Raw genomic sequence first — 15476 nt, forward strand, 5'->3', positions numbered from 1 at the left:
GTAGCATGTCATCAGCCGCTAGCGCTGCCCCGTGCGCACCAGCCGCCTTGTCACGTCACCGGGGATGGCAGAGCTGGCAGGCGCGACCTTGCAGCCCCCTCCCCTGCCCTGTCAGCACTCAGGAAGGTTCACGGCGATGCCGCCGGTGGAGGTTTCCTTGTACTTCTCGTTCATGTCCTGCCCGGTTTCGAACATCACCCGGATACAGTTGTCGAGCGGCATGAAATGCTCGCCATCTCCGCGCAGGGCCAGCGACGCGGCGGAGACCGCCTTGATCGCGCCAAGCGCGTTGCGTTCGATGCAGGGCACCTGAACAAGCCCTGCGGCCGGATCACAGGTCATCCCGAGGTGATGCTCGAGCGCGATTTCAGCAGCGTTCTCGACCTGCTCATTGTTGCCGCCCAGCACGGCACAAAGACCGGCGGCAGCCATGGCGGCGGCGCTGCCGACCTCGGCCTGACATCCCGCCTCGGCGCCCGAGATCGACGCATTGTGCTTGATGAGCCCGCCGATGGCTGCGGCGGTCAGCAGCAGGTCGCGGCAGCCCTGACGCGTCGCCCCGACGCAATGGTCCCGGTAGTAGCGCAGGACCGCCGGTACCACGCCCGCTGCGCCGTTGGTGGGCGAGGTCACCACGCGGCCCCCCGCGGCATTCTCTTCGTTGACCGCCATGGCGTAGACACTCATCCAGTCGTTGGCCTGATGAGGTTGGGCAAGGTTCATGCCCTTCTCGGCCTGAAGCTGGTCGTGGATCGCCTTGGCGCGGCGCCTGACCTTGAGGCCGCCGGGCAGGATGCCCTCCTGCTCCAGCCCCCGCGCGACGCAATCGTCCATGGTGTCGAGGATGCGATCGATCCTGTCATCGAGCGCACCGCCATGAAGCACGCGTTCATTGGCGCGCTTCATCTGGGCAATGCTGAGCCCCGAGGTTCGGCCCATCTCCAGCATCTCGGCGGCGGTACCGAAAGGGTACGGGAAGTGATGCTGCACTTTCTCGTCATGCAGATCGGGCGCGCCCGAGCGCTGCGCCTCGAGCTCGGCGGCGGTCAGGACAAAGCCGCCGCCGACGGAATAGTAGGTCTGCTGGTGGTACATATTGCCCGCCGCGTCCCAGGCCTGCAGCACCATGCCGTTGGCATGCAGCGGCAGCGGCGGGCCGAAGTCGAAGACCAGATCGTTTTCGGTGTCGAAGACCAGCTCGGGCAGCCCCTCGGGCACCACCTTCGCGTTACTCCGCACCTCGGCTTCGAGCGCCTCGGCGGCATCGGGATCAAGGGTTTCGGGCACCAGCCCGCAGAACCCGAGGATGACCGCGCGGTCAGTGGCGTGGCCCTTGCCGGTCCAGGCGAGCGAGCCGTAAAGCCGCGCGCCAAGCCGGTGCGGGGTGTCCGAGCCTGGAATCTTTTCAACCCCGCCACGCAGATCCGACAAAAAGCGCGCGGCGGCCACCATCGGCCCCATCGTATGCGAGGACGATGGGCCAATGCCTATCTTGAAGACGTCAAAGACGGAAAGGAACATCACTCGACCGTGGCATAGATCGGGTGGTCTGCACAGAGGGCGCGGACCTTTTCACGCACCTCGGCCTCGACCTGCGCATCGCCATCGGGGTTTTCCGACAGTGCGTCGATGACCTTCAGGATCAGCTGGCCAATGAGCTCGAACTCATCGATGCCGAAGCCGCGGGTGGTGCCCGCCGAACTGCCAAGCCGGATGCCCGAGGTCACGAAGGGCTTTTCGGGATCGTTCGGAATGGAGTTCTTGTTGCAGGTCAGGCCCGCCCGTTCCAGCGCGATCTCGGCAACCTTGCCGGTGACGCCCTTGGGGCGCAGGTCGACCAACACCATGTGGCTGTCAGTGCCCCCCGACACGATGCCGAGGCCACCGACCATGAGCACGTCAGCCAGCGCGCGGGCGTTGTCGATGACCGCCTCGGCGTAATCGGCGAAGGAGGGCTGCAGTGCCTCACCGAAGGCCACGGCTTTCGCTGCGATGACATGCATCAGCGGTCCGCCCTGGTTGCCGGGGAAAACGGCCGAGTTCAGTTTCTTGGCCAGCGCCTCGTCATTGGTGAGGATGACCCCGCCGCGCGGACCGCGCAGGGTCTTGTGGGTGGTCGAGGTCACCACGTGGGCATGGGGCACCGGGTTCGGGTACTGGCCGCCCGCGATAAGGCCTGCGTAATGCGCCATGTCCACCATCAGGTACGCGCCGACCTCGTCCGCGATCCTGCGGAAGCCTTCGAAGTCGATCTTGCGCGGATAGGCCGAGGCCCCCGCCACGATCAGTTTCGGCTTCGTTTCCAGCGCCTTGGCGCGGACTTTCTCCATGTCGATCAGGTGGCTGTCCGGCTCCACCTGGTAGGAGACGACGTCGAACCACTTGCCCGACATGGTGACAGGCGAGCCGTGGGTCAGGTGCCCGCCATGGGCCAGGTCAAGCCCCATGATCCGGTCGCCCGGCTGCAGGAGGGCAAGGAACACCGCCTGGTTGGCCTGCGCGCCGCTATGGGGCTGCACGTTGGCATACTCGGCCCCAAACAGCTGCTTGAGGCGGTCGATGGCCACGGTCTCAACCTTGTCGACGAATTCGCAGCCGCCGTAGTAGCGCTTGCCCGGGTAGCCTTCGGCATACTTGTTGGTCAGGACCGACCCTTGCGCCTCCATCACATCGGCCGAAACGATGTTCTCAGATGCGATGAGTTCGATCTGAGTCTGCTGTCGGTCAAGCTCTTCGGCGATGGCATCGGCGACGAGCGTGTCGGAAATCGTGGTCTTCTGCAGGTGGTCGAACATGGCGAAATCCTTTCGCTGGGTCAGGTCAGGGGACAGTCCGGACAGGTCAGGCGACTTCGGCCGCGAGCTCCCTCGCGCCAATCTTCAGCAGGTCGATGAGGTGGGGTGCGAAGCTGTTCCAGACATCCATGCGGAAGCTGTCCTCGGCATCGCGCCACAGGATCACGGTCACGCCGTCGAACACCGTGCGCCGGCCGGAGCCAGGCTCGATCTTTGCGATGTCGCGGGGGCAGCCGATGGTCAGCAGCTCGGCGGCGCGAGGGCCTTCGATGACCACCGTCACCTCACGTGCGGACACCGACACGAGGCTGTGGGGGTGCGCATCATAAAGGGCCGCGCAGGCGCCTTCGATAGCGGCTGCATCCGAAGGGGTGCTGTGCAACATCCACTCGTCCGGGGCAAGACGGATGGTCTCACGGCTGCCCGTGCTTGCGCGGGTGCCGAGGGGGCCGCCAAGGCTCAGGCCAAGGGCGGCCTCAAACGGGGCGAGGTCGCCGCGGGCGCGCAGGGAAAACCGCGCCTTAGGCTTGGCCAGAAGGATCCGCGCGGCGGAGGTCTCGAGGATCGCGGTCGGGAGGGACGTCAGGGCATTCATGCGGCAACTCCTTTGTTCTCGGCGCTCGCGGGGATCTTCAGCTTGGCATTGTCCGGGTCGACAAAGATCGTCCCGGTGATCTTGGCGGAGATGGTACGGTCCGGCATCGGAATGAACACGGTCTCGCCCATGCGTGAATGGCCGCCCTCGACCAGCGCCAGCGCAATGGGCTGATCCGTGGTGCCCACGTCATAGGAGGACGTGACATGGCCGACCATCTTCATGGGGATGGGCTGGCTCGCGTCGAAGACGATCTGTGCGCCTTCCTCAAGCTTCGATCCGTCCTCGGTCACGAGGCCCACGAGTTGCTTGCGCCCCTCGGCCACGAGGTCGGGCCGCGCGAGGCCGCGCTTGCCGACGAAATCGGGCTTCGCCTTGCCCACGGCCCAACCCATGCCCGCGTCATACGGGGTTACGGTGCCATCGGTGTCCTGGCCCACGATGATATAGCCCTTTTCGGCCCGCAGGACGTGCATGGTTTCCGTGCCATAGGCGGTGATGCCGTATTGCTGGCCCGCTTCCCACAGCGTCTCCCAGAGCTGACGGCCCATGGGCGCGGGCACGTTGACCTCGAAGCCGATTTCGCCGGTGAAGCTGACGCGGAACAGACGCGCAGGCATCCCCGCCACCTCGCACTCCACGCAGGACATGTGCGGGAAATTCTCCTCGGTCAGGGTCACGTCGGTAAACGGCTGCAGCAGCTTGGCGGCGTTCGGGCCATTGAGCGCGATGGTGGACCATTCCTCGGTGGTCGAGGTCAGCCAGACGTTGAGGTCGGGCCATTCGGTCTGAAGGTAATCCTCCATCATGTTCAGAACCCGCGCCGCGCCACCGGTGGTGGTGGTAACGTGGAACTTGTCCTGCCCCAGACGCCCGATCACGCCGTCGTCGCGGATGAAGCCATCGTCACCGCAAAGCAGGCCATAACGGCATTTGCCGACCCCGAGCTTGGTCCAGGGGTTGGTGTACATGCGGTTCATGAACTCGACCGCATCAGGGCCGACGACCTCGATCTTGCCCAGCGTCGAGGCATCGAAGATGCCAAGCGACTTGCGCGTCGTGGCGCATTCCCGGCGCACGGCGTCATCCATGGATTCGCCACCCTTGGGGAAATACCAAGCCCGCCGCCACTGGCTGACCGGCTCGAACACAGCGCCGTTTTCCTCGGCCCATGCGTCGATCTGGGTCTTGCGCGTCACCTCGAAATGGCTGCCACGGTGGTAGCCCGCGAAGGCCCCGAAGCTGGTCGGCGTATAGGGCGGGCGGAAGGTGGTCAGGCCCACCTGAGGCTGCTTCCGGCCAAGCGCGTCCGACGCGATGTTGAGGCCGTTGATGTTGGACATCTTGCCCTGATCGGTGGCCATGCCGTTGGTGGTGTAGCGCTTGACGTGCTCGATCGAGCGCATGCCCTCGCGCACCGCAAGACGCAGGTCCTTGGCGGTCACGTCGTTCTGGTAATCGACAAAGGCCTTGGCCTTGCCGGGCGACAGGTCGGTCGGCAGTTCCTTCATGGAGACGCCGGACCCGGTGCGGTCCTCCGCCACGGTGTAGGAGACGGCGTTTCCTGCCTTGCCAAGAGCGGCTGCGACCGCCCTGCCCTTCTCGGCCCCGTCGTTCAGCGCGGCCTCGATGCCCCACAGACCACGGCTTGCACCGGCGATGACGCAATCCTCCGGGGTCATCTCGGGCAGGAAAGTGGTACGATCATCATCCCACGCCAGCTTGCCCTTGGTGTGCGAGAAAAGGTGCAGCGACGGGGTCCAACCCCCGGACATCAGCACCGCATCGCACGAGATTTCCTCGGCCGCGCCGACGGTGCCGCCCTGCATGCGGTTCACACGCAGGGATTTCACCCGCAGGCGGCCCTTGGTGGCGGTGGCGGTGTAGGACAGGCGCACGGGGATGTTGCGATCGCGCGCGCCGGCAATCAACGCCTCGGACACGCCGTCGCGCACGTCGACGATGGCCTGCACCTTTGCCCCGGCATCAGCGAGATCGAAGGCCGCGTACCACGCGCTGTCATGCGCAGTGAGCACCACCGGGCGCTTGCCCACCAACACGCCGTAGCGGTTGAGGAAGGTCTGCGCCGATCCCGCGAGCATGACGCCCGGACGGTCATTGCCGTGGAACACCAGCGGCTTTTCCAGAGCGCCCTGCGCCAGCACGACCTGCCCGGCCCGCACCCGCCACATGCGCTCGCGCGGGGTGTCGGCGGGAAGGCTCGGCAGGTGGTCGGTGAGCTTCTGCACGAGGCCCACGAGGTTGTCGTTGTAATAGCCGATGGCGGTGGTGCGGGTCATGACCTTCACACCCTGCGCCTTGAGCGCGGCCAACTCCTGCTCGATCCAGGCCCATGCCGGGATGCCGTCGATCACCGCCTGCGGCTCGGACAGCAGGGTGCCGCCGATCTCGCGGTTCTCGTCGACGATGACGACGCTCAGGCCCTCGGCGCTGGCAGCCTTGGCGGCGGCGATGCCCGTCGGACCGGCGCCCACCACCAGCACGTCGATGTGCAGGTTGCGCGAAGCATAATGGTCAGGATCTTCCTCGGTCGGGCTGACGCCCAGACCGGCGGCGGCGCGGATGAAGGGCTCGTAGACCTTGTCCCAGAAGCTGCGCGGCCACATGAAGGTCTTGTAGTAGAAGCCCGCCGAGAACAGCATGTAGGCGGCATCGTTCACCGCACCCACATCGAATTTCAGCGACGGGTACTTGTTCTGGGCATTGGTCTGAAGGCCCTCGTAGATGTCCTGCACCGTGGCGCGGGTGTTGGGCTCGAACCGGCCTGGGCCGCGGCGGGTGCCGATCAGGGCGTTGGGCTCTTCGCTGCCCGCCGCAACGGCACCGCGCGGGCGGTGGTACTTGAACGACCGGCCCATCAGGTGGACGCCATGCGACAGCAGCGCCGAGGCGACGGTGTCGCCCTGCCCGCCGGTGTAGGACTTGCCCTCGAAGGTGAAGTTGATCTTCTTCGACAGGTCGACCCGGCCCTTGCCGGAAACGCGATACTGGCTCATTTGCCGCCCTCCGCCGGAGTGTTCACGAGAGTGTCGAGGTCGGGGCGCGGCGCGCCTGCCTCGTAGGTGGTGAGGAACTTGTCGGACACGGTGTCGCGCACCGCGTTGAAGAACCGGCCGCAGCCATGCAGGTGCCGCCAGCGCTCATAGTGGATGCCCTTCACGTTGGAGCGCATGAACAGGAACTCGGCCCATTCCTCGTCCGAGACCTCGGAGGGGTTCGCCGGGCGCGCGATATGTGCCTCGCCAGCGTAGGCGTATTCCAGCTCGGGGAGGGTTTCGTTGCAGTAGGGGCAATGGATCAGGAGCATGGTCTATATCCTCAGTGCGCGACGGCGGCGGCGGCGGCTTCGTCGATGAGACGGCCCGTGCGGAACCGGTCGAGCGTGAAGGGAGCGTTGATCGGGTGCGGCTCGTCCTTGGCAATGGTCCAGGCAAAGACATGGGCCGAGCCCGGCGTCGCCTTGAAGCCGCCGGTGCCCCAGCCGCAGTTGACGTAGAGGTTCGGCACCGGGGTCTTGCCGATGATCGGCGAGCGGTCCGGCGTGTTGTCGGTGATCCCGGCCCATTTGCGCAGCATCCGCATGCGGTTGAAGATCGGGAACACTTCGGAGATTGCCGAGACGGTGTGCTCGATCAGTGGCAGGCCGCCACGCTGGCCGTAGGACACGTACTGGTCGGTGCCCGAACCGATCACCAGCTCGCCCTTGTCGGATTGCGAGCAATAGGCGTGAACGGCATTGGACATGACCACGCAGGGGAAAACCGGCTTTACGGGTTCGGATACCAGCGCCTGCAGCGGCATGGATTCCAGCGGCAGCCGCACACCCGCGGTGGCCATGACCATGGAGTTGTGGCCCGATGCGCTGACCGCCACCTTCTTGGCCTTGATGAACCCCTTGTCGGTGTCCACGCCAGCGACGGAACCGTCGTCATTGCGGCGGATCGCCTGGACGGCGCAGTTCTGGATGACGTCGACACCGCGCGCCGCCGCACCGCGGGCATAGCCCCATGCCACAGCATCATGACGGGCGGTCCCTGCCCTTTCCTGAAGCGCGCCGCCCATGACCGGGTAACGCGAGGATTTCGAGATGTTCAGCGGCGGGCAGTATTCCTTGCACTCTTCGGTGCTCAGCCACCGGTTGTCGACACCGTTGAGCCGGTTGGAATGGACGTGCCGCTTGAAGCTTTGGACGTCATGCACGTTGTGCGCCAGCATTAGAACGCCGCGGTTCGAATACATGACGTTGTAGTTCAGCTCCTGTGACAGGTTTTGCCACAGGTCCACCGAGTGATCGAACAGCCGCGCGGATTCGTCGTAGAGATAGTTCGACCGGATGATTGTGGTGTTCCGCCCGGTGTTGCCGCCGCCAAGCCAGCCCTTGTCGATCACCGCGATGTTGGTGATGCCGTGCTGGGTGGCAAGGTAATAGGCCGCGCCAAGTCCGTGACCGCCGGCGCCGACGATGATGACATCGTACTCGGCCTTCGGCTGGGCATCGGGCCATTGCTCGGTCCAGTTCTTGTGTCCGGTCAGGGCATTCTTGAGAAGGGAGAAGGCGGAGAAATGCGTCATGGGGAACCTCGGGGCGTGAGGGCGGCGGGAATCTGAGGCCTAGCATTACGTTTCCATGACAGCAGGCGAGGGTATAATAGCGTCACCTTTCGGGACGAATCGCGCCACGCCATTTTCCCCTGACCGGAGGAGCCTGCGCCATGAAACCACAGACCCAAAAGCGCCTGCGAGTCGGGTTTCTATTGGCGGACCGGTTTACCCTGTCGGCCTTTGCCAATTTCGTGGACGTTCTGCGCCTCGCGGCGGACGAGGCGGACCAGTCGCGACCTATCTTGTGCGACTGGTCGGTGATCTCGGACAGCATGGCGGCGGTGAGATCTAGCTGCGGCGTGCGTGTCCAGCCTGACACCCGCCTGCGCGACGTGGGCCGGTTCGACTACATCGTCGTGGTCGGTGGGATCATGAGTGACGAGGCGGTGCTGAGCCACACCCTGATGCAATTTATCACCGATGAGGCAGCGCGGGGCGTGCCTCTCGTTGGGCTCTGCACCGGTGTTTTCCTGATGCAGGACGCGGGCCTTCTGCAAGGCTACCGCTGCTGCGTGAGCTGGTTCCACCACCAGGATTTCATCGACCGTTTCGAAACCGAGGTGCCGGTGTCCGACCAGATCTTCGTGGTGGACCGCGACCGCCTGACCTGTTCCGGGGGTCACGGTGCCGCGCACCTGGCCGCGTTCCTCGTTCAACGGCACGTGGGACAATCGGCGGCGATCAAGAGCCTCAACATCATGATGATCGATGAGGCCCACGGACCGGAACGCCCCCAGCCGGGCCAGCAAAGCCGATCCCCCGCCCGGGACCCACTGGTCAAACGCGCCATCCTGCGTATGCAGCAGAACATCGAATTGCCTTTGCCGGTGGAGGATATCGCCGAGGCGCTTGGCGTTGGTCGCCGGACGCTTGAACGGCACTTCCTCAAGGATCTGCGAATGACGCCGCACAAGGCTTATCTTGGGCTGCGTCTCGACCGGGCCGAGGCGCGGCTTCGTGGCACACGGCAGACGGTAACCGAGATCGCCCAGGCTTGCGGCTTCTGTGACGGCACCCATCTTGCGCGTATGCTTCGAGCGGAACGGGGGATGTCACCGAGGGAATATCGCGCCGCAACGCCGGAACAGGACGCGGAGCATCATGCGGTCGGTGTGTTGCTACCACCTGATGGGTGACGCGGTTTTTGCCGCGACACCACATGTGATTTACCGCGGTAAAGTCAGCGCAGCCAGCGGTCGGTTTACCGGGGTAAATTCTGTACAGCTATCGTTACCCCGGGCTCAACTTAAAGCCTGCACATGGGCCGGTCTTGACAGATGAACGCTTCCGCCAGCGACACTATCCCCTCTCAGCAACCGGGCCAGCATCGATTTCAAATACCCCTGAGGCTTTGAGATTTGATCGACCTTCCGGGCGAGATAATCGACCAGCCGTATCGTATTTTCCAGCCCTGCGATCGACAGGGCTGCCTCTACGCTGTTTCGTCCAAGTCCAATGAAAGAAGAAAATTCAATGATACTCCGCTTGGCCTCATGTTCCGACGATGGGGGGCTGGGGTAGAACTCACTGAGCGAAGTGGTCTGACACCAGGCATTTCGGAAGTGACCAGAATAAGCTGGTGCAGGGTGTTTATTTATATCTTTGTGTTCAGACTCTATATGCCGGACAGATTGACCGGCATCGTCGGTGTAAGTGTCCGGCTGAGGACGCAGCTTGCGGGGCGTCGGGTCTACCTCGGTCGTGTGTTCCGGCGCTGGATCGGAACGTTCCATGGAGGCAATCTCGGTCTCGAAGGCATCGAGTTCTTCTTCAGTGACAGTGCTTCGCCGCAGCGCATTGCGCAGCGCGTCCTTCAACGCAAGCAGCCGATCAGACGGGGTAAGGCATCGCAGCAAGCTAGAGAGCCGAGCACTGAGGCTGTTATGTCGCTGTTTCAGCGCACGCGCCTCATCCTCCAGCGTCGCCTTCAGGGCGCAAAGTTCCGGGTGGCGTGCAATGACCGGCGACAGGTCGATGCCATAGGCGGCTATGATACGACCATCTGCACCGCGTTCGGGAAAGCGGCGGCCATTGGCACTCAGGCGCCGGGTGATGAGGCCGCGCGCCTCGAGCTGCACTTCGCCGCGCCGAAAGCGCCGTTCATCCATGCCACAGGCACGGTCCTGAATCTCGGACAGTTGCATGAAAGACATGTTGAGCGCGCCGGGTACCAGCGGCCCGTGGGGCAGGACCGACAGGTGCGCGCGCAGGACCATCACGTCGCGGTCGGCAAGGCCAAGTGGTTTGCGCAAGGCTGTCACCAGTGACAACAGTTCCCAACGGTCGATCGGGGCAGGGCCCGGGCACGGCTTACCCGGTTGCCCAAGCGGCTGAGCCGCGGACATTGCGTGTTCCATATCGATTTCACACGGCAAAAAGAGATCGTTCACCGGAAGTCCGGTGTTGAAAACGATTCTCGGTCAAGCTAGAAAGACTTTGCTACAAGACCCTTCGAGCCCTCTCCGGAACTTCTGTTTTCGGCGGGGGCTTTTTCTTGTGTCCCCCTTGGTCCCTCGGCCGTTCGTGCTCCTTGTTGACTGCCTCTGGATTGGATCTGCCTCCCCGGTTTACCGGGGTAAACAGTGGTTATAGGTGACCGTGAGCCTCAGTCTTGGTCTGCCTCGTACTCTGCCACCAGTGCGGCGACCGCGTCGTCGATGCGGTCGAGCAGGTCAGGAGGGGCGGATCTGCCCATCTTGATCGTGATCTGTTTGGGTTTGCGCAGCGTCGTGACGCCGCCCGCAAGATACTCGCGCCGGTCGGCCTGCGGGGCAGGGGAGGGGCGTTTGATCCGCCCGCTTTCCACGGCCTTCAGCAGGGCCTGAAAGCGCTCCACGCTGTCCTCCATGCCAAGGTCAACCAGCGGCAGTGCGTCTTGGGGCGACAGACCGTTCTGCGCCATGGCCGCGATCAGCCGGTCCCAGTTGCGCCGGCCTACCCCACGGGCGGGGCCAATGGCCACCACCAGATCCTCGCCGAGGGACTGGTAGGTCTTGACCATGAAGTTGATAAGCGTGCGCGACACGTTCAGGAACTCGGCAATGTCCTTCTGCTCATACCCCGCATCAAGGCCCTGCGCCGCAGCGCGCGCCCGTTCGATGTAGCTGGTTTCCAGCCGGGCCGAGTTCTCGATTCCCTGCGCGACAAAGGCCTCGCGGTCATCCATGCGGGCGACGAAGGCCTTGATCCGCGGCTCGCCAAGACGGCGCATGGCGGCAAGGCGGCGGCGGCCCACGACGATCTCGTAGCTGCCTTCGCCCTCGGGGAGGATGCGCACGAGGATGGGGATCTGCTGTCCGTTCTCGCGAATGCTGGACGCCAGCGTGTCAAGATCCTCGGTCAGGTCGATGCGATCACGGATGCGGCTGTCGCGCACCTGGTCGACCGGGATTTCCTGATACGTGCGGTCGGCTCCACCTTGCGTCGCGGCGCGGATGTACTTGTCACTGGCCGCGCCGCCCTTGATGATAGGCTTGCGCCGGGCAAGGGGCTTGCGCGCGGGGCGCTCATCGCCTTCAGGCACTTCAGGGTCGGTGTTGCCGGCGTTCGGGCCGAATACGGAACGGGCCATCAGGACGTCTCCTCACCGCTGCCGATACGGCCGCGTGCAACCATGATCTCGCGCTCGATTTCCAGCGCGATGCCATGCAGACTCTCGAGGATGCGGTCGTAGGTCTTGCGGGTAAAGCTCGACGGGTCTACCTCGAGCAGCGGGTTCATGGTATTGCCCGCATCGGCGATGGCCGTCGATGCGAGGAAGTCGGTGTTCAGCATCGCCGTCCCCAGCGTGTTGCGCAGGAACGAGCTCAGTTGCAGCTGAGCTGGATCGTTGGGCGAATAGCGGGTCAGCAGAATGCGCACGAACTCGAAACGCTTGGCAGGATCGACGCCTTCGATGCTTTCCAGCGTGCTCGATGCGAGGTCGAGAAACTTCACGAGGCTGACCACGTCAAGCATCCCCGCTGACAGGGGGATCAGCATGGAGTTCGACGCGTAAAGCGCTGCGATCACGCAGAAGGACATGTGCGGCGGGGTGTCGAACAGCACCACGTCATAGGCATCTTCGACAAGACTCAGCGCATCCGAGATGCGCGAGTAGAAGGGGATGCCCTTGGCCGCGGCGCTGGCGGTCTCGTACTCGAATTCGGTGAGCGAGATCGACCCGGGCAGGATGTCGATGTTGGGAAAGTAGGTGGCCTGGATCGCATCGGCGATGGGCACGCGGGTTTCCCCGTCCGCCTGTTCCTCGTAGCGCAGCACGTCGTAGATGGACGGGAAACCGTCAAGGTCGGCCTGGATGTCGAAGAGGTCCGACAGGCTGGCCTGAGGGTCGAGGTCCACCAGCAGTACCTTGAAGCCGCGCAGCGCAAGGAACTGCGCCAGGTTCGCCGCGGTCGAGGTCTTCGACACACCACCCTTGAGGTTGTATACCAACAGCTTGGAGGTGCTTTCACCTTCGAATTTTCCGGGGAAAAGATCGTTGGGGACCTTGCCTGCTTCGAACAGGGCAGACTGAATTTCGTGAATTTCCTCGAGCGAGAAGGTGCGCCGGTTGCCGGGCTCCATGATGCCCTCGGGCAGACCTTCGATGGTCTTGAGATGATGCCGCAGGGTATTGTAGTTCATGCGGAAGGCGATGTCCGCCATCTCGCGGATGGTGAACCGACGCAACCCCTTGTCGGACTTGCGCGAATCCGGCGCATGAAGTTTGCTGGCCTGCAGGCGCAGGGCCTCGTCCAGCGCATCGCTGAAGCTTCCGAGGGTCTCGGAGCCCAGAAGGTCTCTCATCTGCTCAATCCACTCGCTCTTTTTTCCAGATGATTACATCAGTAATCGCGTGAAAGTCTACAGAAAGCTGATGAAGTGCAGTTGGCTGCGTGGAAGTGTAGCTGTGTGATGGATTGACGGAGCCCGAATATGCCGTTTAATTTCAATTACCTAAAGGGGTTATTTCATCTGGCTAACGTGGATGCGGCCCGTAATGAATTATCCACAGGCTGGGCGGTCAATCCCCTAAGGGACCGCGAATCCCCATCCGAGAGCGCGGCAGGGCAGGGGGTTACTGGAAGAAATACTGCGCGTAGATCGGCGCGCAGGCGGCGCCGAGCGCTCGGGCATTGGCCCCCACCTGCGCCGCTTCGGGACGGGGGGGCAACATGCCGCGAGTGTCCAGCACCGACAGGGCCTCGCGGGTCCGGGCCACCACGCGGTCGCGGACCTGCGGGGGCATGGCGCCGTCGATCAGCACGGCCTCAAAATCCATGACCGAGCCTATGGACCGGATGGCATGGGCGAGCGCGTCGCCGGTGCGCATCACCCAAGGTTCAATGAACGGCTCGAAGGCGGTCCAGTCCTGCGGCTGGGTCCAGAGCGCGGTGGTATCCAGCCCCTCGGCGGTGATCGCGGCCTCAAGCAGATGCAGCGACGCTGCGTCGATCAGCGGCAGCTCGCCGCCGCCGGGGGCCGGCACGCGCAGCGAACCGAAGGCGCCAGCGTTGTTTCGTGCGCCCACCGTGACGCCCGAGTTCAGCACGACACCGCCGCCGATGAACGAGCCGATGAAGAAATAGGCGTAATCACTGAACTCCCGGCCGCGCCCCAGCACATGTTCGGCGCGGCAGGCTGCCGTGCCGTCGTTTTCAGTGAAAAGCGGCAGGTCGGATATCTTGGCCACCTCGGCCTTGACGTCGACGTCTGCCCAGACGGTGAAATCCAGCGGCGCGTCCAGTACCTCGGTCCAGCTCCAGATTTCCGACGGGGCAGCGATGCCGATGCCGCGCAGCCGACCGCGTTGGTAGGGGGTAAGGCCGCGCGACAGATCCGCCATGCCGTCCCGAAGATAGCCGAAGACCTCGTCCGGCATTGGATAGCGGAAGGTCGTCTGACTGCTCCCTAGCACCTCGCCGGTCAGGTTCATGACAACGAGGTCAGCCGACCGTCGCCCCAGTTTCAGCCCGAAGGACAGCGCCGCGTCGGGGTTGAGCGCCATGGGCACCGACGGTTTGCCGACCCGGCCCCGGCGGGGATCGCGGCGCAGCAGGAACTCCTCGGCCTCGAGCCCGCGCAGGATGTTGGACACGGTCTGCGCCGACAGTCCCGTAAGCTCGGCGATGTCGCGGCCCGGCAGCTCTCCGTAGCGCTGGATCATCGACAGGATCAGACGCTCGTTATAGGCGCGCACACCAACCTGGTTGGCACCGCCGCCAAGTGTCCGGATCTCGCAGATCTCCATGGGTCCGTCTCCGTCTGTAATGCTCGAAGCCTACTCTCCAGAGTTAATAAATCAACTTTATTTATTTATTGACGCGGCGCGAGTCGCGGCGCTATGAACGCTGCCAATCCGCAAGAGGAAGCGGAGAGGCCCACCGGGCCGCATTCACATAGCGGGAGGAGGATATCCCAATGAAAAAACTGCTGCCCTGCAGCGCCATCGCGCTGGTGGCATCGGCCCTTGGCGCCCAGGCCCAGGAAGGCGCCAGCGCCTGCATCATCACCAAGACCGACACCAACCCGTTCTTCGTGAAGATGCGCGAAGGCGCCTCTGCCATGGCCGAAGAGCTGGGCATGACCGTCAACGCCTACGCAGGCAAGGTCGACGGCGACAACGAAACACAAGTGGCCGCGGTGGAAACCTGCATCGCCAACGGCGTCGACGGCATCCTCATCACTGCCTCCAGCACGTCGGCCATCGTGCCCTCGATCCAGCAGGCGCGCGATGCGGGCATCCTGGTGATCGCGCTCGACACCCCGCTCGATCCCATTGATGCGGCGGACATGACCTTTGCCACCGACAACTATCGTGCCGGTGAGCTGATCGGCCAATGGGCCGCCGCCAGCCTCGGGGATGAGGCGGAGGATGCGCGCATCGCCTTCCTCGACCTCGACGTGAGCCAGCCGACCGTGGGGGTCTTGCGCGATCAGGGCTTCATGGAAGGTTTCGGCATCGACGTCGCGGACCCGAACAAATGGGGCGATGAGGATGACAGCCGCATCGTCGGCCATGACGTGACGCAAGGCAACGAAGAGGGTGGCCGCAAGGCGATGGAGAACCTGCTGGCGCAGGATCCCATGGTCAATGTGGTCTACACCATCAACGAACCCGCCGCAGCCGGTGCCTACGAGGCGCTGAAGGCCATCGGCCGCGAGAACGACGTGCTGATCGTCTCCGTCGACGGCGGTTGCCCCGGTGTCGAGAACATCGAGGCGGGCGTGATCGGCGCAACCTCGCAGCAGTATCCGCTGCTCATGGCATCCAAGGGCATCGAGGCGATCGCCGCCTACGCCAAGGACGGCACCAAGCCGCAGGCCACCGAAGGCAAGAACTTCTTTGACACCGGCGTTGCGCTGGTGACGGACCAGCCCGCCGAGGGGGTGGAGTCGATCTCCGTCGCTGAGGGTCTGGAGAAATGCTGGGGCTGACCCCGGCGGGCCCGTCCCCTGCCGGGGCGGGCCGACCCCTGCCA

12 protein-coding genes are annotated in these 15476 nt (G+C 64.1%); 2 read left to right on the forward strand and 10 right to left on the reverse strand.

Annotated elements, in window-relative coordinates; all coding sequences use genetic code 11:
• Positions 1–111: 111 nt before the first annotated feature.
• Genes IEX41_RS19515 through IEX41_RS19540 form a run of 6 tightly spaced genes read right to left on the reverse strand, consistent with a single transcriptional unit; the run spans position 112 to position 7983 of the window.
• Positions 112–1521, reverse strand: coding sequence for an L-serine ammonia-lyase (locus IEX41_RS19515; protein ID WP_188792004.1), 1410 nt, complete (start codon positions 1519–1521; stop codon positions 112–114).
• A complete protein-coding gene (glyA, locus tag IEX41_RS19520; protein ID WP_188792005.1) occupies positions 1521–2795 on the reverse strand; it encodes a serine hydroxymethyltransferase in 1275 nt (424 codons plus the stop codon). The genes IEX41_RS19515 and glyA overlap by 1 nt, the downstream gene beginning before the upstream one ends.
• A gap of 46 nt (positions 2796–2841) precedes the next feature.
• Positions 2842–3390 carry a sarcosine oxidase subunit gamma gene (locus IEX41_RS19525; protein WP_188792006.1) on the reverse strand — a complete coding sequence of 183 codons (549 nt, stop codon included), beginning with the start codon at positions 3388–3390 and terminating at the stop codon, positions 2842–2844.
• Positions 3387–6407, reverse strand: coding sequence for a sarcosine oxidase subunit alpha (locus IEX41_RS19530; protein WP_188792007.1), 3021 nt, complete (start codon positions 6405–6407; stop codon positions 3387–3389). The genes IEX41_RS19525 and IEX41_RS19530 overlap by 4 nt, the downstream gene beginning before the upstream one ends.
• On the reverse strand, positions 6404–6718 hold the full coding sequence (locus tag IEX41_RS19535) for a sarcosine oxidase subunit delta (protein WP_188792008.1): 315 nt from the start codon (positions 6716–6718) through the stop codon (positions 6404–6406). The genes IEX41_RS19530 and IEX41_RS19535 overlap by 4 nt, the downstream gene beginning before the upstream one ends.
• Before the next feature lie 11 nt (positions 6719–6729).
• On the reverse strand, positions 6730–7983 hold the full coding sequence (locus IEX41_RS19540) for a sarcosine oxidase subunit beta family protein (RefSeq protein ID WP_188792009.1): 1254 nt from the start codon (positions 7981–7983) through the stop codon (positions 6730–6732).
• 140 nt (positions 7984–8123) lie between these two features.
• On the opposite strand from IEX41_RS19540, the gene IEX41_RS19545 reads away from it, so the two are divergent.
• Positions 8124–9149, forward strand: coding sequence for a GlxA family transcriptional regulator (locus tag IEX41_RS19545; RefSeq protein ID WP_188792010.1), 1026 nt, complete (start codon positions 8124–8126; stop codon positions 9147–9149).
• 105 nt (positions 9150–9254) lie between these two features.
• Here IEX41_RS19545 and IEX41_RS19550 read toward each other — a convergent pair whose 3' ends face one another.
• The 4 genes from IEX41_RS19550 to IEX41_RS19565 all read right to left on the reverse strand — a co-directional run bounded on the left by IEX41_RS19550 (position 9255) and on the right by IEX41_RS19565 (position 14245).
• Complete coding sequence (locus IEX41_RS19550; protein WP_188792011.1) at positions 9255–10403, reverse strand: helix-turn-helix domain-containing protein; 1149 nt, start codon at positions 10401–10403, stop codon at positions 9255–9257.
• A 215-nt stretch (positions 10404–10618) separates the two neighbouring features.
• Positions 10619–11584 (reverse strand): ParB/RepB/Spo0J family partition protein, encoded by a 966-nt coding sequence (locus IEX41_RS19555; RefSeq protein WP_188792012.1) that lies wholly within the window; start codon positions 11582–11584, stop codon positions 10619–10621.
• On the reverse strand, positions 11584–12801 hold the full coding sequence (locus IEX41_RS19560) for an AAA family ATPase (RefSeq protein ID WP_188792013.1): 1218 nt from the start codon (positions 12799–12801) through the stop codon (positions 11584–11586). Before IEX41_RS19560 ends, IEX41_RS19555 begins: the two co-directional genes overlap by 1 nt.
• A 271-nt stretch (positions 12802–13072) precedes the next feature.
• The gene (locus IEX41_RS19565; RefSeq protein ID WP_188792014.1) at positions 13073–14245 is read right to left on the reverse strand and encodes an ROK family transcriptional regulator; all 1173 of its coding nucleotides are present in this window, start codon (positions 14243–14245) and stop codon (positions 13073–13075) included.
• 170 nt (positions 14246–14415) lie between these two features.
• On the opposite strand from IEX41_RS19565, the gene IEX41_RS19570 reads away from it, so the two are divergent.
• A complete protein-coding gene (locus IEX41_RS19570) occupies positions 14416–15432 on the forward strand; it encodes a sugar ABC transporter substrate-binding protein (protein ID WP_188792015.1) in 1017 nt (338 codons plus the stop codon).
• The last annotated feature ends 44 nt before the right edge of the window (positions 15433–15476 follow it).

This window comes from Salipiger pallidus (assembly GCF_014643635.1).
Taxonomy (GTDB): domain Bacteria; phylum Pseudomonadota; class Alphaproteobacteria; order Rhodobacterales; family Rhodobacteraceae; genus Salipiger; species Salipiger pallidus.

Coding starts and splice junctions, on each gene's coding strand:
- IEX41_RS19570 (WP_188792015.1), top strand. CDS start 14,416: ATGAAAAAACTGCTGCCCTGCAGCGCCATCGCGCTGGTGGCATCGGCC.
- IEX41_RS19545 (WP_188792010.1), top strand. CDS start 8,124: ATGAAACCACAGACCCAAAAGCGCCTGCGAGTCGGGTTTCTATTGGCG.
- IEX41_RS19525 (WP_188792006.1), bottom strand. CDS start 3,390: ATGAATGCCCTGACGTCCCTCCCGACCGCGATCCTCGAGACCTCCGCC.
- IEX41_RS19530 (WP_188792007.1), bottom strand. CDS start 6,407: ATGAGCCAGTATCGCGTTTCCGGCAAGGGCCGGGTCGACCTGTCGAAG.
- IEX41_RS19515 (WP_188792004.1), bottom strand. CDS start 1,521: ATGTTCCTTTCCGTCTTTGACGTCTTCAAGATAGGCATTGGCCCATCG.
- IEX41_RS19565 (WP_188792014.1), bottom strand. CDS start 14,245: ATGGAGATCTGCGAGATCCGGACACTTGGCGGCGGTGCCAACCAGGTT.
- IEX41_RS19555 (WP_188792012.1), bottom strand. CDS start 11,584: ATGGCCCGTTCCGTATTCGGCCCGAACGCCGGCAACACCGACCCTGAA.
- IEX41_RS19535 (WP_188792008.1), bottom strand. CDS start 6,718: ATGCTCCTGATCCATTGCCCCTACTGCAACGAAACCCTCCCCGAGCTG.
- glyA (WP_188792005.1), bottom strand. CDS start 2,795: ATGTTCGACCACCTGCAGAAGACCACGATTTCCGACACGCTCGTCGCC.
- IEX41_RS19540 (WP_188792009.1), bottom strand. CDS start 7,983: ATGACGCATTTCTCCGCCTTCTCCCTTCTCAAGAATGCCCTGACCGGA.
- IEX41_RS19560 (WP_188792013.1), bottom strand. CDS start 12,801: ATGAGAGACCTTCTGGGCTCCGAGACCCTCGGAAGCTTCAGCGATGCG.